The following is a 17,873-nucleotide window of genomic DNA, read 5'->3' on the forward strand; positions in this document are numbered from 1 at the left end:
GCGCCCCCGACCGTCTCCGCCTACAACGCGTGCAGCGCCTACAGAACCGGCAGGTTCTTCCGCAGCTCGAAGGCCGTGACCTCGCTGCGGTACTCCTCCCACTCCTGGCGCTTGTTGCGCAGGAAGAAGTCGAAGACGTGCTCGCCCAGGGTCTCGGCGACCAGGTCGCTGCGTTCCATCAGGGAGAGGGCCTCGCCGAGGTTCTGCGGGAGGGGTTCGATGCCCATGGCGCGGCGTTCGGCGTCCGTGAGGGCCCAGACGTCGTCCTCGGCGCCCGGCGGGAGCTCGTAGCCCTCCTCGATGCCCTTGAGGCCGGCGGCCAGCAGGGCCGCGTAGGCCAGGTACGGGTTCGCGCCGGAGTCCAGGGAGCGGACCTCGACCCGCGCGGAACCGGTCTTGCCGGGCTTGTACATCGGGACGCGGACCAGGGCCGAGCGGTTGTTGTGGCCCCAGCAGATGTACGAGGGGGCCTCACCGCCCGCGCCGGCGGTGCGCGCGGCGCCGCCCCAGATGCGCTTGTACGAGTTGACCCACTGGTTCGTCACCGCCGCGATCTCCGCCGCGTGCTTCAGCAGGCCCGCGATGAAGGAGCGGCCCACCTTGGAGAGCTGGTACTCCGAGCCCGACTCGTAGAACGCGTTCCGGTCGCCCTCGAAGAGCGAGAGGTGCGTGTGCATGCCGCTGCCCGGGTGCTCGGAGAACGGCTTCGGCATGAAGGTCGCCTGGACGCCCTGCTCCAGCGCCACCTGCTTCATGACCAGGCGGAACGTCATGATGTTGTCGGCCGTGGACAGCGCGTCCGCGTACCTCAGGTCGATCTCCTGCTGGCCCGGCGCGCCCTCGTGGTGCGAGAACTCGACCGAGATGCCCATCGACTCCAGCATCGTGATCGCCTGGCGGCGGAAGTCCATGCCCACGTTCTGCGGGGTGTGGTCGAAGTAGCCGGAGTTGTCGGCGGGCGTCGGGCGCGAGCCGTCCAGCGGGCGGTCCTTCAGCAGGAAGAACTCGATCTCGGGGTGGGTGTAGAAGGTGAAGCCCAGGTCGGAGGTCTTGGCGAGGGCGCGCTTCAGTACGTACCGCGGGTCCGCGAAGGACGGAGAGCCGTCCGGCATGAGGATGTCGCAGAACATACGGGCCGTACCGGGGGCCTCCGCTCGCCACGGCAGGACCTGGAAGGTCGACGGGTCCGGCTTGGCGATCATGTCGGACTCGTAGACCCGGGCGAAGCCCTCGATCGCGGAGCCGTCGAAGCCGATGCCCTCGTCGAAGGCCTGCTCCAGCTCGGCCGGGGCCACGGCCACGGACTTGAGGAAGCCCAGTACGTCCGTGAACCACAGCCGTACGAACCGGATGTCGCGCTCCTCCAGCGTCCGGAGTACGAACTCCTGCTGCTTGTCCATCTTCCGCTTCCACCCATCCTTGCTGGTCAGGCCGCCTGCTCCCGCGCCAGGGAGGCGGTCGGGCACATGAGCATCCCACCACAACACCATTTCGTGCGCGTTGCGGACCTTGATCGGGCGGCCGACCTCGGTCTGAACGCCTCACGTACGGCAGGTGTCCTGCCCTGCTGCCCATAGTGCCTGCTCACCCCGGCCCCTGTAATGCCGGGGCGGGAAATGTGCCGCCGACAACCAGGTGCCTTATGTACGGCGCTTCCGGCCGGACTACGATCAACCTCACCCGACCGTCTCTCCCTCAAGGCCCCGAAGGACTCACCATGGGTTCCGCGAAGAACAAAGCGTCCGCGTCGCGCAAGGCACGCATAGAGGAGATGCGCCGCGCCGAGCAGGCCCGCGAGCGCCGCAACCGGATCCTCACGATCACCGCGAGCGTGGTCATAGTCGGCGGCCTCGTGGCCGGCGGTGCCTACCTCATCAGCACGCAGTCCGACGACAGCAGCAGCAGCTCGTCGAACAGCCAGAAGGGGAAGTTCGTCGCGGGCGAGGACGGTGTCAGGACCTGGAACACGAAGCTGTCCCAGACCCACGTCAGCGGTGACGTCGACTACCCGATGAACCCCCCGGTGGGCGGCGACCACAACCAGGTGTGGATGAACTGCGACGGCGACGTCTACACCAAGGAGATCAACAAGACGAACGCCGTACACTCCCTGGAGCACGGCGCGGTCTGGGTGACGTACAACAGCAAGGCCTCGGACGCGGACGTGAAGGCGCTCGCGGACAAGGTCGAGAAGACCCCGTACTCGCTGATGAGCCCGGTCGACGACCAGAAGGACCCGATCATGCTCTCCGCCTGGGGCAAGCAGCGCACGGTGACGAGCGCGAGCGACCCGAATGTGAACAAATTCTTCGAGACGTACGTACAGGGCGAGCAGACGCCGGAGAAGGGCGCCGCCTGCACCGGCGGCCTCGACAAGTAGCAGCCCGTACGCAAGAAACGAAGGCAAGTAGAAAGCCGTGGCAACGATGAAGCACGTCGGCTGGATCGCCGGGGCCGCCGCGGCCGTCCTCGTGGCGGCCGGCGGGATCACGTACGCGATCGCGGACGGCGACTCGGGCGTGCGGGTCCCGGCGGCCGACTCCGCGGACGCGGGCTTCGCTCGCGACATGGCGGTCCACCACCAGCAGGCCGTCGAGATGTCGTACATCGTGCGGGACCGCACCGAGGACGAAGAGGTACGCCGTCTCGCGTACGACATCGCGCAGACGCAGGCCAACCAGCGCGGCATGCTGATCGGCTGGCTGGACCTTTGGCAGCTGCCGAAGGTGTCCGCGGACCCGCCGATGACGTGGATGGGCATGGGCGACATGCCGTCCGGCGAGGACGGCGCGCTGATGCCCGGGATGGCGACCGACACCGAGCTGAAGTCGCTCGAGAAGGCGAGCGGCAAGGCCGCCGAGATCCGCTTCCTCCAGCTGATGTACGCCCATCACATGGGCGGCGTGCACATGGCCGAGGGCTGCGTGGAGCGATGCGAGGCCGGGGTGGAGCGCGATCTCGCGCGGGGCATGGTCGAGGCCCAGGAGTCGGAGATGAAGCTGATGACGGACCTGTTGAAGAAGCGGGGGGCGAAGCCTCCCGAGTAGGCGAAGTCCGGTGCGGTACCGCGCCCCTTCGGGGGCGTGCGGCTGTGACGTTTGCGGCTGCGCCGCGGGGCGCGACCAGCCGCAATGAACCCGCAGCATCGAACAGCACCCCGGCAGAGCGCTTACGTGGGGCTCCCCACACCCCATCGCGTCGGTCTGACGATTACACTGGCCGCGTGCCTCAACTACGCCTCGCCCTGAACCAGATCGACTCGACCGTCGGCGATCTCGCCGGAAACGCCGAGTCGATCGTCCGCTGGACCCGGCACTCCGCCGAGCAGGGAGCGCATCTGGTGGCGTTCCCGGAGATGGTGCTGACCGGGTATCCCGTCGAGGACCTGGCCCTGCGGCCGTCCTTCGTCGAGGCCTCCCGCGCGGCCCTGCGGAACCTCGCCGCGCGCCTCGCCGACGAGGGGTTCGGCGGGCTGCCGGTGATCGTCGGCTATCTCGACCGGTCCGAGGCCGCCCAGCCGAAGTTCGGCCAGCCGGCCGGAGCGCCGCGGAACGCCGGCGCCGTGCTGCACGGCGGCGAGGTTGCGCTCACCTTCGCCAAGCACCACCTGCCGAACTACGGCGTCTTCGACGAGTTCCGCTACTTCGTCCCCGGCGACACCCTCCCGATCGTTCGGGTCCACGGCGTCGACGTGGCCCTCGCCATCTGCGAGGACCTCTGGCAGGACGGCGGGCGGGTGCCGGCCACCCGGACCGCCGGGGCCGGTCTGCTGCTCTCCGTCAACGCCTCCCCGTACGAGCGCGACAAGGACGACACTCGTCTCGAGCTGGTGCGCAAGCGGGCGCAGGAGGCCGGCTGCACGACCGCGTACCTCGCCATGATGGGCGGGCAGGACGAGCTGGTCTTCGACGGGGACTCGATCGTGGTCGACCGGGACGGTGAAGTCGTCGCGCGGGCCCCGCAGTTCGCCGAGGGGTGTGTCGTACTCGACCTCGATCTGCCGGCCGCTGCCGCCGAGCCCCCGTCGGGCATCGTGGACGACGGGATGCGGATCGAGCACCTCCTCATCTCCGAGGACCCGCTGCCCGCGTACGAGCCCGAGCTCACCGGTGGATACGCGGAGCGGCTGGACGACGACGAGGAGGTGTACTCGGCGCTCGTGGTCGGCCTTCGGGCGTACGTCGCGAAGAACGGTTTCCGTTCGGTGCTGATCGGGCTTTCCGGTGGCATCGACTCCGCGCTCGTGGCCGCGATAGCCTGCGACGCGCTCGGGGCGGAGAACGTGTACGGGGTCTCGATGCCGTCCAAGTACTCCTCGGACCACTCCAAGGGGGACGCGGCCGAGCTGGCGCGGCGTACCGGGCTCAACTTCCGGACCGTACCGATCGAGCCGATGTTCGACGCGTACATGGGGTCGCTGGGGCTCACGGGTCTCGCCGAGGAGAACCTTCAGTCGCGGCTGCGCGGCACGATGCTGATGGCGATCTCCAACCAGGAGGGGCACATCGTGCTGGCGCCGGGCAACAAGTCCGAGCTGGCGGTGGGGTATTCGACGCTGTACGGCGACTCGGTGGGCGCGTACGGGCCCATCAAGGACGTGTACAAGACGTCGGTCTTCCGGCTCGCCGAGTGGCGCAACCGGGCGGCGGCCGAGCGCGGCCAGACCCCGCCGATCCCCGAGAACTCCATCACCAAGCCGCCGAGCGCCGAACTGCGCCCGGACCAGGTCGACACCGACTCACTCCCGGACTACCCCGTCCTGGACGCGATCCTGGAGCTCTACGTCGACCGTGACACGGGCGCCGACGCGATCGTCGCGGCCGGGTTCGACCGCGACCTGGTCACGAGGACACTCCGCCTGGTCGACACGGCGGAGTACAAGCGGCGGCAGTACCCGCCGGGCACCAAGATCTCGGCGAAGGGCTTCGGCAAGGACCGCCGGCTGCCGATCACGAACCGCTGGCGCGAGCACGCGTAGCGCTGGGCGAGTTTGTTTCGCCCGCCCCCCGTCCCATCCCGGGGCCGGCCCCGGGATGGGACGGGTAGGGGCTGCGGAGGCGAAGCCCGTCAGCGGCGAGCCGCTTCCCGTCGCTGCGGCACATGCGCCGCGACCAGACGGCTGACGTGCGCCGTCGGCACCGCCCGCCGCCGGTCCACCGCGTACGCGAACGCCGCGACCCCCAGTCCCAGCACGGCGAGCGCCGCGCCCGCGAGCGCCGGGGACGTCGCGCCGAAGCCCGCCGCCAGGGCGACCCCGCCCACAAGGGCGCCACCCGCGTTGGCGAGGTTGAAGGCGGCCTGGTTGGCGGAGGAGGCGAGGGAGGGGGCCGCGGAGGCCTTCTCCATGACCATCAGCTGGAGCGGGGAGCCGGTGACGAAGGCGGCCGTGCCGAGCAGGAGCACCGCCAGCGCGGCGCTCCACTGTGTGCTCATCAGCAGCGGGAACAGGGCAAGGACCGCGGCCAGCGCCGTGAGACCGCCGAAGAGGGTGCCTCGCAGGGAGTGGTCGGCAAGGCGCCCGCCCAGCAGATTGCCGGCCGTGGCACCGACACCGAACAACGCCAGCAGCACCGTCACCCGGGAGTCCGCGTACCCGGCGGAGTCCGTCAGCATCGGCGTGATGTAGCTGAACGCGGAGAAAAGCGCACCGAAGCCGGCGACCGTCGTCGCCAGAGCGAGCCAGACGGGGAGCGGGCGCAGGGCGGCAAGTTCGCCGCGCAGTCCGGCGGCGGGAGCCTGCGTATGGTCGTGCGGCAGAAGCAGGGCCAGCGAGGCGATGGCCGCGAGGCCGATCGCGCTGACGCCGAGGAACGTGGCACGCCAGCCGAGGTGCTGGCCCATGAGGGTCGCCACGGGAACCCCCGCGATGTTCGCGACGGTCAGGCCCAGGAACATCAGCGAGACCGAGCGCGCCTTGCGCTCAGGGGCGACCAGGCCGGTGGCGACGACTGCGCCCACACCGAAGAACGCACCGTGGGGCAGACCGCTCAGCAGCCGGGCGGCAAGCAGCCAGTGGTGGTCGGGCGCGAACGCCGAGAGCGCGTTGCCCACGACGAACAGCGCCATCAGGCCGATCAGCACCTTGCGGCGCGACATCTTCGCCGTCACCGCGGCGAGCAGCGGGGCGCCGACGACGACACCGAGCGCGTACGCCGAGACGAGGTGCCCGGCGGTGGGAATGGATATGTGCAGGTCATCGGCGACGTTGGGCAGCAAGCCCATCATCACGAATTCGGTGGTGCCGAGACCGAAGGCGCCCACGGCGAGCGAGAGCAGGGGTGCCAGGGGCATTGAGGGCCTTTCAGAGTTGCAGAGCGAAGTTCCGTACATCGTATGTTCACGTACGGAACAAACCCTCTCAGGCCCAGTATTCCCAGGGGTTACGAGCCGGTGTCCGCAAGCTTCACTCGGGCGGCGATCGGGAGATGGTCACTGCCCGTCTCCGGCAGGGTCCAGGACGTGACCGGCTCGACGCCCTTCACCAGAATCTGGTCGATCCGCGCCATCGGGAACGACGCCGGCCAGCTGAAGCCGAAGCCGCTGCCTGCCGCGCCCTGCGTGGAACGCATCTGCGCGGTGACGGCGTTGAGCGAGCGGTCGTTCATCGTGCCGTTCAGATCGCCGAGCAGGGCAGCCTTCGGCAGCTTCTCGTGGGAGATGGCCTCGCCCAGCGCGTCGGCGCTCTTGTCGCGCTGCCGCGCGGTGAACCCGGCCTCGATCTTCACCCGTACGGAGGGCAGGTGCGCCACGTACACGGCGAGCTGCCCGCCCGGTGCGGTGACGGTCGCCCGCATGGCTCGCGTCCAGCCCAGCTTGATGTCGACGGCCTTGACGTCGCTCAGCGGGTACTTGCTCCACAGACCGACGGTGCCCTGCACGGAGTGGTACTTGTACGTCGCGGCGAGGGCCTTCTCGTACACCGGGACCGCGGTCTCCGTCAGCTCCTCCAGGGCCACCACGTCGGCCCCGGAGGCGGCCACGGCGCGGGCGGTGCCGGACGGGTTCGCGTTGTCCGCGTTGACGTTGTGGGTGGCGACGGTGAGGTCACCGCCACTACCGGTCTTGTCGAAGATCAGTGAGTCGAAGAGGTTGACCCAGACGATCGCGGGCACCAGCACGGCGATCAGTGCGGTCGCGGACCGCCTCAGCAGCGCGAGACCGAGCAGCAGCGGGATGAAGGCGCCCAGCCAGGGCAGGAACGTCTCATTGAGAGAGCCGAAGTTGCCGACCGCGTTCGGGATCTGTGAGTGCAGCACCATCACGAGGGCGAGGAGGACCGCGCATACGGCAAGGACGATGCCGCGCCGCCAGATACGCCGGTCGCTGCGGACGGAGTTGAGCAGGCGCTGAAGCCGGGGCTCTCTGCGATCGGGATCCTGGCCGCCGCTGCCCGTCTCCGTCTTGTACGCCTGCGCCATACTCTCGCCTCACAACATGCCGCTCACACGATCCCCGTACCCAAAACCCTAGGGGATGATCGCGTTCCTTCCGGCCGCCTCGGGGACGGCAGTACGGGCACGATGACGTGCCTGCCTGCATGCCCAGTTCCGATCGTCCACCCGGCGGCCGTGGTCTGTGACAAAACACTCACATTCACTCAGAGGTCGGCCGGGCTTCATGACTTGGTGCCTTTACGTCATGGCACCTTCACGACCTGACACCTTCACGACGTGGCGCCTTCACGACGTGGCGCCTTCACGACGCCTGCGCCTTCACGACGTGGCGGGCCGCAGTCCCTCCAGGACGGTGTCGACGATCTCCTCGGCGAGGTGGTCGGGGAGTTCGGCGTCGGGGCGCATGGCGGTGCGTACGAGCATGGGACCGCTGAACAGGTCACCGACCAGCTCGACATCGACGTCGGAGCGGATCTCGCCGTTCTCCTGCCCGCGGCGCACCACCTCGTACGTGAGCCGGCGCCGTGGCTCGATCACGTTCGCGTGGTACGCGCTCCACAGCTTGGGGCTGCTCTTCATCTGGGCGAAGACGTTGTGCACGAGCGCCGACGACCTGTTGGCCAGGCCGCGCCTGCGTATCGACTCGAGGAGGGCGATCAGGTCGTCGCGCATCGAGGTGCCGGGCAGCTCCGGGTCGGCCTGCTCGGCGGTGCGCATGACGTCGCAGAACAGCTCCTCGCGGCCGCTCCAGCGACGGTAGATGGTGGCCTTGCCCACGCCTGCGGTGCGGGCGACGCGCTCTATGGAGATCTCCGCGAGCGGGACACCGTCCTCCAGGAGCCCGATCACACCCTCGATGATGGAACGCTCCACGCTCTCACTGCGCGGGCGCCCTCTCACGGCCCCACCACGTCCGGCCCCCTGCTCCGCGAGGTCCACGCCAACTCCGTTCGTTCGCCGCCCTGTTCGGGCTCGATTCTCTCAGTGCTCGGCAGCCACCAGTTCGGTTTCCTCTTCCCCGGGCTCCTTCGGGGCCGGGTCCCGGCCCGGCAGGAACAGCGCCACGACCACGGTTCCGACCAGGGCGACACCGGCTCCGCCCACGGCGGTGAGATGCATGGCGTGCAGGAAGGCGTCGTGCGCCGGGGTGACCAGGGCCTCGCCCCGGGGTCCGAGCTCCGCGGCGACGCCGAGGGTGGCCTCGATGGACTCGCCCGCGTGGTGCCGCAGGTCCGCGGGCAGCAGGGTGAGCTTGTCCTCGATTCCCGAGCGGTACGACGCGGAGAGGACCGAGCCGAGTACGGCGATGCCCAGGGCGCCGCCGACCTGGCGGAAGGTGTTGCTGAGCGCGGAGGCGGAACCGGCCTTCTCGCGGGGCATGGTCTGCATGATCACGACGCTGGTGGGCGTCATGACGTGTGCCATCCCGGTGCCCATCAGGAAGAAGATGACCTCGAGGATCCAGATCGGCGTATCGGCGTCGAGGATGGTGAACGCGGCCAGCATCGCCGCGATGAGCAGCATGCCGCCGGCGGTCGTGGCCCGGTAGCCGATGCGGTCGACGACCAGCCGGGCCCGCGGCGCGAAGGTGAGCTGCGCCGCGGCCAGCGGCAGCATCAACAGGCCGGTCTGGAAAGGCGAGTAGCCGCGCACGGTCTGCGTGTAGAAGACCGCGAAGAACGTCACGCCCATCAGCGCGAAGAAGACCAGCCCTATGGCGCCGATCGCCGCCGAGAAGACTCGGTTCTTGAAGTATGTGACGTCGATGGACGGGTGGTCGATGCGCTTCTCGTACCAGACGAATCCGACGAGTACGGCGAGTCCGGCGCCCATGGTCGCCAGCACCTCGGCGTCGGTGAAGTCGGCGAGCTGGCCGCCCTTGATGATGCCGTACACGAGCAGGACGAGCCCGATGACGGACAGCAGCACACCCACCGGGTCGATCCGGCCGGGCTTCGGATCGCGGGAGTCGGGAACCAGCCACAGCATGAGCCCGAGCGCGAGGATCACGATCGGCACGTTGATGAGGAACACGGACCCCCACCAGAAATGATCGAGGAGCACCCCTCCGGTGATGGGCCCGATGGCGATGGCGAGTCCGACGCCACCCGCCCAGATGCCGATGGCCTTCGGCTGCTCGTCGCGCTCGAAGACGTTCATGAGGACGGCGAGGGTGGCGGGCATCACGAAGGCTGCGCCGAGCCCCATCAGGGCGCGGAAGCCGATGAGTTGTTCCGGTGAGCCGGAGAAGGCGGCGAGCGCCGAGGCGCCGCCGAAGACGACGAGCCCGCCGAGCAGCACCTTCTTGCGGCCGAGCCGGTCGCCGAGCAGGCCGGCCGAGAACAGCAGTCCCGCGAAGACGAGCGTGTACGCGTTGATGGCCCACTCGAGCTCGCTCTGGGTGGCTCCAAGACCGATCGGGGCGGGCGTCGAGATGGTCTTGATCGCGACGTTCAGGATCGAGTTGTCGAGCACGACGATCAGCAGGCTCAGCATCAGCACACCGAGGATCACCCAGCGACGCCGATGCACGGCCTCCGGTACACGGGAGCCGGTGGCGGCGGGAGCAGTCATGCCGTCGAGCTTAGCGAATAACGATACGAGACGGTCTCGTATCGCAAATCCTTTACCGAGAACTTACGCGGGACGGGTTGCGGCGCGTTGCAGCGATCACACGGTGTTCGGGGGTGGCCCACTAGCCGTTCGATGGCACGAGGTGCCACCATGGAGGGGATCCGGGGACGCCGTCAGGGCGCCTCGAGATGACAGAAGGAGCCGTTGCGATGACGCAGTTCTCGGCTGCACTGAATCAGTCCGCGGGACGATCCCCCGACAGCAGCAAGACGCTGTACGGCGGCAAGGGCACCCGCCGCATCACTGTGCGCGACCTCAACGCCGCCAAGGAGCGCGGCGAGAAGTGGCCCATGCTCACCGCGTACGACGCGATGACCGCGTCCGTCTTCGACGAGGCCGGCATCCCGGTCATGCTCGTCGGCGACTCGGCGGGCAACTGCCACCTCGGGTACGAGACGACCGTGCCCGTCACGCTCGACGAGATGACCATGCTCTCCGCCGCGGTCGTACGGGGCACCTCGCGGGCCCTGATCGTCGGCGACCTGCCCTTCGGGTCGTACCAGGAGGGCCCCGTGCAGGCCCTTCGCTCGGCCACCCGCCTGGTGAAGGAGGCCGGGGTCGGTGCCGTCAAGCTGGAGGGCGGTGAACGTTCGCACCGCCAGATCGAGTTGCTCGTCGAGTCCGGGATCCCGGTGATGGCGCACATCGGTCTGACCCCCCAGTCCGTGAACACCATGGGCTACCGCGTCCAGGGCCGCGGCGAGGAGGCCGCCCAGCAGCTCCTCCGTGACGCCAAGGCCGTGCAGGACGCCGGGGCGTTCGCCGTCGTCCTCGAACTCGTGCCGGCCGAGTTGGCCGCGGAGGTCACGCGTGTCCTCCACATCCCGACGATCGGCATCGGCGCCGGGCCCGACACCGACGCGCAGGTCCTCGTCTGGACGGACATGCTGGGCCTGACGTCCGGCAAGGTGCCGCGCTTCGTCAAGCAGTACGCGGACCTCCGGTCGGTCATGACGCAGGCCGCGCAGGCGTTCGCCGAGGACGTGGTCGGCGGGACGTTCCCGACGGAGGAACACTCCGTCCACTGATCCACTGATCCACTGATCCACTGCGGTACCGAGGCGGCCCGCCGATCTTCCCCCGTCGGCGGGCCGCCGTTCGCCTCCGGCTGTTGAGCAGGGAGCCTACGGGGGTGGTGGGTTGGGTGCGTTTGGCGCGTGCGGGTGCGTTGTGGCTGGTCGCTCCCCCACTCTCGGCTCCTCCCCCACTCTCGGCTCCTCTCGAGCGGGGGGGACCCCCATCGCGGCGGAGCCGCATATGTCACAGCCCCGCGCCCCTGGGTTCGTGGTGGGTCGGGGCCGTGGGCCGGTGCGGGCGCGTCGAGGCGCAGGCTTTTGAACCCATACCGCCCACGAACCCAACCGCCCACTCGTAACGCCGCGTTCACCGCGAATTGGTCCGCCGCGGGCAAGGGGCCCAACTACCCCACAACGCGGAGGCCCCGATGGCAGTCGGCGCAGCACAAGCGGCAGCAGAAGCATCCGTACCCTTCCGCGCAGGTCAGCACGGCTACACAAGCTTCCGGATCCCGGCCGTCGTCACCACGGCGGCCGGGACTCTGCTCGCTATGTGCGAGGGCCGCGTCGGGTCCCACGACGACTTCGGCAACATCGACATCGTGCTGAAGCGGTCCACGGACGGCGGCCGGACCTGGGGCCCCTTGGAAGTCGCCGCCAAGCACGGCGACAACCTGGCCGGTAACCCCGCCCCGGTCGTCCTGGACACCGGCCGCCTCCTCCTCGTCCACGTCCGCAACGCGGCCCTGGCCACCGAGGCCGCCATCCGACGGGGCAACGTGAGCGCCGCCGACGGTCGTCGAGTCTGGGTCCAGCACAGCGACGACGACGGGGTCACCTGGTCGACGCCACGCGACATCACCGCACAGACGAAGCAGGCGAGTTGGCGGTGGTACGCCACCACACCGGGCCACGCCGTCCAGCTCGCCGGCGGCCGGGTGGTCGTGCCCGCCAACCACTCCCTCCCGCCGTCCGGCCGGGACAACGGCACCGAGGGAAAGTACAACGGCGGCCACTGTCTGCTCAGCGACGACCGCGGCGAGACCTGGCGCATCGGCTACCTCGACGACAACACCGACGGCTACATCAACGTGAACGAGACGACCGCCGCCGAACTCCCCGACGGCCGCGTCTACTTCAACACCCGTAACGACGCGACAGCGCCCGGCACCCGCGCCGACGCCTACTCCACGGACGGCGGCGAGACCCTCGTGAAGCCGTTCCGGCCGCAAGCGGGCCTGACCGCCCCGGTCTGCGAGGGCAGCGTTCTCCAGCTCCGTGACCCCGACGTGCTGCTCTTCTCCGGCCCTGCCGCCCCCGGCCACCGCGCCCTCATGACGATCCGCGCCAGCATCGATGCCGGAGTCACCTGGCGGCCCGTGCACACGGTGGACGGACTGCCCGCCGCGTACTCCGATCTCGTGCGCCTCGACGCCTCGACCGTCGGCCTCCTCTACGAGACGGGCGACTTCAGCGCCTACGAGACGATCACCTTCCGCAGAGTGCCCGTGACGGACCTCACCTGAGCGGTGGGGGGATTCCCCACGGACGTACGGACGTAAAGTCGGCCCATGACCTCTACCGACAACAGTGCACAGCAAGCCGCCAAGGCCCCGGCCAAGGACCCCTGGGACCTGCCCGACGTGTCAGGGCTGGTCGTGGGCGTGCTCGGCGGCACCGGTCCGCAGGGCAAGGGCCTCGCCTACCGGCTGGCCCGGGCCGGGCAGAAGGTGATCATCGGATCGCGGGCCGCGGAGCGGGCGCAGTCCGCCGCGGACGAACTCGGGCACGGCGTCGAGGGCGCCGACAACGCCGAGTGCGCGCGGCGCAGCGACATCGTGATCGTGGCGGTGCCGTGGGACGGGCACGGCAAGACACTGGAGTCGCTCAGGGAGGAGTTGAGCGGGAAGCTCGTCGTCGACTGCGTCAACCCGCTCGGTTTCGACAAGAAGGGTGCGTACGCGCTGAAGCCGGAGGAGGGCAGTGCTGCCGAGCAGGCCGCCGCGCTGCTTCCCGGCTCGCGCGTCACCGCCGCCTTCCACCATCTGTCCGCGGTACTGCTCCAGGACCCGGAGGTCGAGGAGATCGACACCGATGTGATGGTGCTCGGCGAGGACCGGGCGGACGTCGAGATGGTGCAGGCGCTGGCCGGCCGTATCCCCGGCATGCGCGGCATCTTCTCCGGGCGGCTGCGCAACGCTCACCAGGTCGAGTCACTGGTCGCGAACCTGATCTCGGTGAACCGCCGCTACAAGGCCCATGCGGGCCTGCGCGTCACCGACGTATGAGCGCGTGGGGGACACTGGTGCACAGGAAAGCAGTGTCCCCCTGACAGGAGTCCGTCCGATGGCCCTCTTGTTCCCACCCGGCCCAGCCCGGCGACTGGCCCTTTACGCCCTCGTCGTCTGCGTCCTGTCCGTCGCCGCGGCCGTCGTCTCCTTCGCCAAGGGCTACTGGCTGGGCATCGTGTGGGTACTGCTCGCGGGCCTGGCTTCCAACATGGCCTGGTACTACCTGCGGCGCGGCAAGGCGCGGGACGGCTCCGTCACGAACTGACGGTCACGAACCGACGCCGCAGAACTGGTCGGTCTCCGTCCAGAAGCGGTAGAGGTTCTGACCGCAGTACGTACTGATCTCGTCGATCCCCAGGGCGCGCAGGAGCGCGTCGATCACGTCGAAGAACACACCGTTCACCGCCGGGATCCACAGGATGGCGATCACGAGGAGCAGCCCGAAGGGCGCGAGCGGCTCCACCTGACGGCGGATCTTGTACGACAGCCAGGGCTCGAGCACGCCGTAGCCGTCCAGTCCCGGCACCGGCAGGAAGTTCAGCAGCGCGGCCGTGACCTGGAGCAGTGCCAGGAACGCCAGGGCGAACCGGAAGTCGGCCGGCACGCCGTCGAGCGCGTCCAGCCAGAACGGGGCCGTGCAGACCACCGCGAACAGCACGTTCGTCAGGGGGCCCGCCGCCGAGATCAGGCTGTGCTTCCAGCGGCCCTGGATGCGGCTCCGCTCGATCCAGACCGCACCTCCGGGCAGACCGATACCGCCCATGATCACGAAGATGACGGGCAGGACGATGCTCAGCAGGGCGTGCGTGTACTTCAGCGGGTTGAGGGTCAAGTAGCCCTTCGCGCCTATCGAGATGTCGCCGCTGTGCAGGGCCGTACGCGCGTGTGCGTACTCGTGCAGACAGAGCGAGACGACCCAGGCCGCGGTCACGAACAGGAACACGGCGATGCCGGGCTGTTCAGCGAAACCGGTCCAGGTGGCCCAGCCCGTGACCGCCATGACGGCCACGATCCCGAGAAAGACCGGGCTGATCCGCCGGTCGCTGTGGCGGTTGGTGACGGTGGTCATGGGGTCGGGCTCCCTGAGTTTCATACAAACGGGCGTGCCCGACCGTACCGGGCGTGTGTGGAAAACGTCTCGCGATCGGCTGTGAGTTCCGTACAGGGTGGGGGCATGGTGCTACGCCTCGCCGCCGTAACCCTGTGACCTCTACCGAACCCACCAGAGACAATGGACCCCGTGCGCTATCGCATCCTCGGTACCACCCAGGCACTTCGCCCCGACGGCAGCCCCGTTCCTCTCGGCGGGGCGCGGTTGCGTGCTCTTCTGACCGTGCTGGCGTTGCGGGGTGGCCGTACCGTGCCCGCGGGGCTGCTGGTCGACGAGGTGTGGGACGGGGATCCGCCCGCCGATGGCACGGGGGCGTTGCAGGCGCTGGTCGGGCGGTTGAGGCGGGTGCTCGGCGCGGATGCCGTCGTGTCGGAGGAGGGCGGGTACCGGCTCGCCGCCTCGGCCGACGACATCGACCTGCACCGGTTCGAGCGGCTCATCGGCGAGGGTACGCGCGCGTGGGGCGACCGTAACCCCGCCAAAGCGGCCGGCGCCCTCGACGACGCCCTCGCCCTGTGGCGCGAGCCCGCCCTCGCCGACCTCCCCGACCGCACCGCCGAGTCGGCCCGCTGGGAGGCCCGGCGGCTCGACGCCCTCCGTGCCCGGCACACTGCCGCCCTCGCCCTCGGCCACGCCGAGCAGTCCCTGCCCGAGCTGACCGCCCTGTGCGACACCCATCCCCTGGACGAACCCCTCCAGGCCCTACGCCTGCGCGCCCTGCGCGACGCGGGCCGCACGGCACAGGCGCTGGCCGCCTACGAGGACGTACGACAGCTCCTGGCGGACCGGCTGGGATCGGACCCGGGACCGGAACTGCGGGCACTGCACGGGGAGTTGTTGGGGGCGGGAGAGAGCCCCGCCGTGGCCGCATCCGCCCCTGCCGCTCCGGCCGCCGACGGCGGCCGTACCTCCGAGCTCCGTGCCCGTGGCAACCTCCGCGCCCGCCTCACCTCCTTCGTCGGCCGTGAGCCCGACATCGAAGCCATCCGTGGCGACCTCGCGACCGCCCGGCTCGTCACCCTCCTCGGACCCGGTGGGGCGGGGAAGACGCGGCTGTCGCAGGAGGCCGCCGAGAGCGTGCGGGATGTCGTCCGGGACGGGGTGTGGCTGGCCGAACTCGCGCCCGTCGATGACCAGGACGCCGTGCCGGAGGCCGTGCTCACCGCCGTCGGGGCCCGCGAGACCGTGCTGTACGGCGCCGGGGCCGAGGCGATGCGGGCCGGATCCGAGCGACATGACGACCCTGTCGAGCGGCTCGCCGAGCACTGCGGCAAGCGGCGGATGCTGCTGATCCTCGACAACTGCGAGCACGTCGTCGACGCCGCCGCCCGGCTCGTAGAGGAACTGCTGGAACGCTGCCCGGAGCTGACGGTGCTCGCCACCAGCCGCGAACCCCTCGGCGTACCGGGGGAGTTGCTGCGGCCCGTGGAGCCGCTGCCGGAGCCGTACGCGCTGCGGCTGCTCGCCGACCGGGGCGCCGCCGCCCGGCCCGGGTTCCGGATCGAGGACGATCCGGAGGCCGCCGCGGAGATCTGCCGGCGCCTCGACGGTCTCCCTCTCGCCATCGAACTCGCCGCCGCCCGGCTGCGGATGCTCACGCCCCGGCAGATCGCCGACCGGCTCGACGACCGTTTCCTCCTCCTCACCTCCGGCAGCCGTACCGTCCTGCCCCGCCAGCAGACGCTTCGGGCCGTCGTCGACTGGTCCTGGGAGCTCCTGGACGCGGACGAACGGGACGTGCTGCGGCGGCTGTCCCTCTTCGCCGGCGGCTGCGACCTCGCCGCCGCGGAGGTGGTCTGCGGGCCGAAAGCGCTCGAAGCGCTCGGCTCGCTCGTCGACAAGTCCCTTGTCGTGGCGGCCCCTTCGCCCGACGGCGACATGCGCTACCGGCTCCTGGAGACGGTCGCCGAGTACGCGGGCGAGCGGCTCGACGAGTCCGGGCGGCGGGCCGAGGCCGAGCGCGCGCATCTGACGTACTTCCGTGAACTCGCGCGCACCACCGAGCCGTTGCTGCGCGGCTCCGGTCAACGCGCCGCCATCCAGCGGTTCGAGCGCGAGAGCGAGAACATCCGCGTCGCCCTGCACCACGCCGTCGCCGCACGCGAGGAGCAGGAGGCGCTGTGCCTCGTCATGTCGATGGCCTGGTACTGGCAGATGCGTGACCTGCGCATCGTCGCCCGCAACTGGTGCCGCGAGGTCCAGGCCCTCGGCCCCGACCCCTTCACGGAGCCGGTGCGGCCCGCTGCCCCGCTGTGGGAGCGCTGCACGGAGACGCCGCCGCCGTGGACCGGCGGTTTCCTCGACGAGGCGCGGCGCCAGCTGCATCTGATCCATCTCGCGTGCGCGGACACCGAGTTGGATGCCTGGCAGACACCCGAGGCGCAGACGAAGCTGCGGGTCATCTCCGAGACGTACGAGCCCGGACTCCCGCAGGTGAGCCGTTTCCCCGGCACGGTGTGGTTCTTCGCCGTCATGCTCACCGGTGACATGGAGCGGGTGCGCGCGATCGTCAACGCGGCCGTCGACACCTGCCGAGGCGTGCCCGGATACGAGTGGGATCTGGGCGCCAATCTGCAGATGCGCGCCAACCTTCTTGCCAACCGCACCGAATGGGAGGGCGACGCCACCCGCGACGCCGACGAGTCGCTGGAGATCTACCGCCGCCTCGACGATCTGTGGGGCATCGCAGAGGCACTCGCGGCGCGCGCAGAGGCGCATGAGCGCAAGGGCGAGTACGGCTTGGCCGCCGCCGACTTCGAGGCAGCCATCGAACGTGCCGAACGCCTCGGTGCCCTAGCCCAGATGGCCGTGCTCACCGCCCGGCTCGGCGGCGCGCTGATCCAGGAGGGTGAGTCCGAGCGGGGAGAGCGCCTCCTGCGCGAGGTCATCGAGCAGGGGCGCGGCACGACCGACCAGGCGATGCCCTTCGCCCGGCTGTTCCTGGCCGGCTGGCTCAGCATGACCGACCGGATCCCCGAGGCACGTGAGCAACTCCGGTTGCTGCGCGAGGAGTTCACGATTGCCTACTTCATCATCTTCGACGCGTACATCCTCGGCGTCGAGGCCTGGGTGGACGCGGCCGACGGCCGGCACGCGGAGTCCCTGGACACGATCGGGCGCGCGCTGGAACTCGCCGAGGACCCCCTGTCCGAGGCCATCGCCCCGCAGATGCGCTCCGGGTATCTGAACACCGCCGCGTTCGCCCTCGCCCACGTCGACGGCGGCAGCCGCGCCCGCGACGCCGCCCGCTGCCTCGGCGCCGCCGACGCGGCTCTGCCGCCCAGGCACTGCGCGTCGCCCCAGGAACGTGAGGTGCACCGGCGGGCGGTGGAGCGAACGCGCGCCGTGCTCGGCGACGAGGCGTACGAGGCGGCGTACGCGGAGGGCGGCGGCCTCTCCTCCGTAGAGGCCGCCGCCCTGATCTGAC

Annotated in this window: 14 protein-coding genes; 8 read left to right on the forward strand and 6 right to left on the reverse strand. The window is 70.0% G+C overall.

Annotation, left to right across the window (positions count from 1 at the left end):
* Positions 1 to 38: 38 nt before the first annotated feature.
* Entirely contained in the window at positions 39 to 1,400 is a 1,362-nt protein-coding gene (glnA, locus tag ACFYO0_RS21870) for a type I glutamate--ammonia ligase (RefSeq protein ID WP_344396146.1), read from the reverse strand.
* 317 nt (positions 1,401 to 1,717) lie between these two features.
* Between glnA and ACFYO0_RS21875 the strand changes: the two genes are divergently transcribed.
* From ACFYO0_RS21875 to ACFYO0_RS21885, 3 genes are all read left to right on the forward strand, one after another.
* Positions 1,718 to 2,380 (forward strand): DUF3105 domain-containing protein, encoded by a 663-nt coding sequence (locus tag ACFYO0_RS21875; protein WP_388678359.1) that lies wholly within the window; start codon positions 1,718 to 1,720, stop codon positions 2,378 to 2,380.
* A gap of 46 nt (positions 2,381 to 2,426) precedes the next feature.
* Entirely contained in the window at positions 2,427 to 3,047 is a 621-nt protein-coding gene (locus ACFYO0_RS21880) for a DUF305 domain-containing protein (RefSeq protein WP_388678590.1), read from the forward strand.
* A gap of 176 nt (positions 3,048 to 3,223) precedes the next feature.
* Positions 3,224 to 4,978: an NAD+ synthase gene (locus tag ACFYO0_RS21885; protein WP_388678362.1), complete on the forward strand. Its 1,755-nt coding sequence runs from the start codon at positions 3,224 to 3,226 to the stop codon at positions 4,976 to 4,978.
* A gap of 89 nt (positions 4,979 to 5,067) precedes the next feature.
* Here ACFYO0_RS21885 and ACFYO0_RS21890 read toward each other — a convergent pair whose 3' ends face one another.
* The 4 genes from ACFYO0_RS21890 to ACFYO0_RS21905 all read right to left on the reverse strand — a co-directional run bounded on the left by ACFYO0_RS21890 (position 5,068) and on the right by ACFYO0_RS21905 (position 9,968).
* Positions 5,068 to 6,291 (reverse strand): MFS transporter, encoded by a 1,224-nt coding sequence (locus tag ACFYO0_RS21890; protein ID WP_388678365.1) that lies wholly within the window; start codon positions 6,289 to 6,291, stop codon positions 5,068 to 5,070.
* A gap of 89 nt (positions 6,292 to 6,380) precedes the next feature.
* The gene (locus tag ACFYO0_RS21895) at positions 6,381 to 7,418 is read right to left on the reverse strand and encodes an endonuclease/exonuclease/phosphatase family protein (RefSeq protein WP_388678368.1); all 1,038 of its coding nucleotides are present in this window, start codon (positions 7,416 to 7,418) and stop codon (positions 6,381 to 6,383) included.
* Between the two features lie 294 nt (positions 7,419 to 7,712).
* On the reverse strand, positions 7,713 to 8,333 hold the full coding sequence (locus tag ACFYO0_RS21900; protein WP_388678371.1) for a TetR/AcrR family transcriptional regulator: 621 nt from the start codon (positions 8,331 to 8,333) through the stop codon (positions 7,713 to 7,715).
* A gap of 42 nt (positions 8,334 to 8,375) precedes the next feature.
* Entirely contained in the window at positions 8,376 to 9,968 is a 1,593-nt protein-coding gene (locus ACFYO0_RS21905) for an MFS transporter (protein ID WP_388678374.1), read from the reverse strand.
* 209 nt (positions 9,969 to 10,177) lie between these two features.
* On the opposite strand from ACFYO0_RS21905, the gene panB reads away from it, so the two are divergent.
* The 4 genes from panB to ACFYO0_RS21925 all read left to right on the forward strand — a co-directional run bounded on the left by panB (position 10,178) and on the right by ACFYO0_RS21925 (position 13,600).
* The gene (gene panB / locus ACFYO0_RS21910) at positions 10,178 to 11,056 is read left to right on the forward strand and encodes a 3-methyl-2-oxobutanoate hydroxymethyltransferase (protein ID WP_388678378.1); all 879 of its coding nucleotides are present in this window, start codon (positions 10,178 to 10,180) and stop codon (positions 11,054 to 11,056) included.
* A 416-nt stretch (positions 11,057 to 11,472) separates the two neighbouring features.
* Positions 11,473 to 12,570, forward strand: a complete 1,098-nt coding sequence (locus ACFYO0_RS21915; protein WP_388678380.1) for an exo-alpha-sialidase — start codon at positions 11,473 to 11,475, stop codon at positions 12,568 to 12,570.
* A gap of 45 nt (positions 12,571 to 12,615) precedes the next feature.
* Positions 12,616 to 13,332 (forward strand): NADPH-dependent F420 reductase, encoded by a 717-nt coding sequence (npdG, locus tag ACFYO0_RS21920; RefSeq protein WP_388678383.1) that lies wholly within the window; start codon positions 12,616 to 12,618, stop codon positions 13,330 to 13,332.
* A 58-nt stretch (positions 13,333 to 13,390) separates the two neighbouring features.
* Complete coding sequence (locus tag ACFYO0_RS21925) at positions 13,391 to 13,600, forward strand: hypothetical protein (protein WP_388678386.1); 210 nt, start codon at positions 13,391 to 13,393, stop codon at positions 13,598 to 13,600.
* A 3-nt stretch (positions 13,601 to 13,603) separates the two neighbouring features.
* Here the strand turns inward: ACFYO0_RS21925 and ACFYO0_RS21930 are convergent, their stop codons facing one another.
* Entirely contained in the window at positions 13,604 to 14,404 is an 801-nt protein-coding gene (locus ACFYO0_RS21930; protein ID WP_388678388.1) for a site-2 protease family protein, read from the reverse strand.
* Positions 14,405 to 14,566: 162 nt separating this feature from the next.
* On the opposite strand from ACFYO0_RS21930, the gene ACFYO0_RS21935 reads away from it, so the two are divergent.
* Entirely contained in the window at positions 14,567 to 17,872 is a 3,306-nt protein-coding gene (locus ACFYO0_RS21935) for a BTAD domain-containing putative transcriptional regulator (RefSeq protein ID WP_388678391.1), read from the forward strand.
* The last annotated feature ends 1 nt before the right edge of the window (position 17,873 follow it).

Source organism: Streptomyces sp. NPDC006365 (assembly GCF_042870755.1).
Lineage (GTDB): Bacteria > Actinomycetota > Actinomycetes > Streptomycetales > Streptomycetaceae > Streptomyces > Streptomyces xiangluensis.

Bases quoted from the DNA above. Each gene is read 5' to 3' on its own strand.
- ACFYO0_RS21915 (WP_388678380.1), top strand. From the start codon at position 11,473: ATGGCAGTCGGCGCAGCACAAGCGGCAGCAGAAGCATCCGTACCCTTC.
- panB (WP_388678378.1), top strand. From the start codon at position 10,178: ATGACGCAGTTCTCGGCTGCACTGAATCAGTCCGCGGGACGATCCCCC.
- ACFYO0_RS21880 (WP_388678590.1), top strand. From the start codon at position 2,427: ATGAAGCACGTCGGCTGGATCGCCGGGGCCGCCGCGGCCGTCCTCGTG.
- ACFYO0_RS21935 (WP_388678391.1), top strand. From the start codon at position 14,567: ATGGACCCCGTGCGCTATCGCATCCTCGGTACCACCCAGGCACTTCGC.
- ACFYO0_RS21895 (WP_388678368.1), bottom strand. From the start codon at position 7,418: ATGGCGCAGGCGTACAAGACGGAGACGGGCAGCGGCGGCCAGGATCCC.
- ACFYO0_RS21905 (WP_388678374.1), bottom strand. From the start codon at position 9,968: ATGACTGCTCCCGCCGCCACCGGCTCCCGTGTACCGGAGGCCGTGCAT.
- ACFYO0_RS21925 (WP_388678386.1), top strand. From the start codon at position 13,391: ATGGCCCTCTTGTTCCCACCCGGCCCAGCCCGGCGACTGGCCCTTTAC.
- glnA (WP_344396146.1), bottom strand. From the start codon at position 1,400: ATGGACAAGCAGCAGGAGTTCGTACTCCGGACGCTGGAGGAGCGCGAC.
- ACFYO0_RS21930 (WP_388678388.1), bottom strand. From the start codon at position 14,404: ATGACCACCGTCACCAACCGCCACAGCGACCGGCGGATCAGCCCGGTC.
- ACFYO0_RS21875 (WP_388678359.1), top strand. From the start codon at position 1,718: ATGGGTTCCGCGAAGAACAAAGCGTCCGCGTCGCGCAAGGCACGCATA.
- ACFYO0_RS21890 (WP_388678365.1), bottom strand. From the start codon at position 6,291: ATGCCCCTGGCACCCCTGCTCTCGCTCGCCGTGGGCGCCTTCGGTCTC.
- npdG (WP_388678383.1), top strand. From the start codon at position 12,616: ATGACCTCTACCGACAACAGTGCACAGCAAGCCGCCAAGGCCCCGGCC.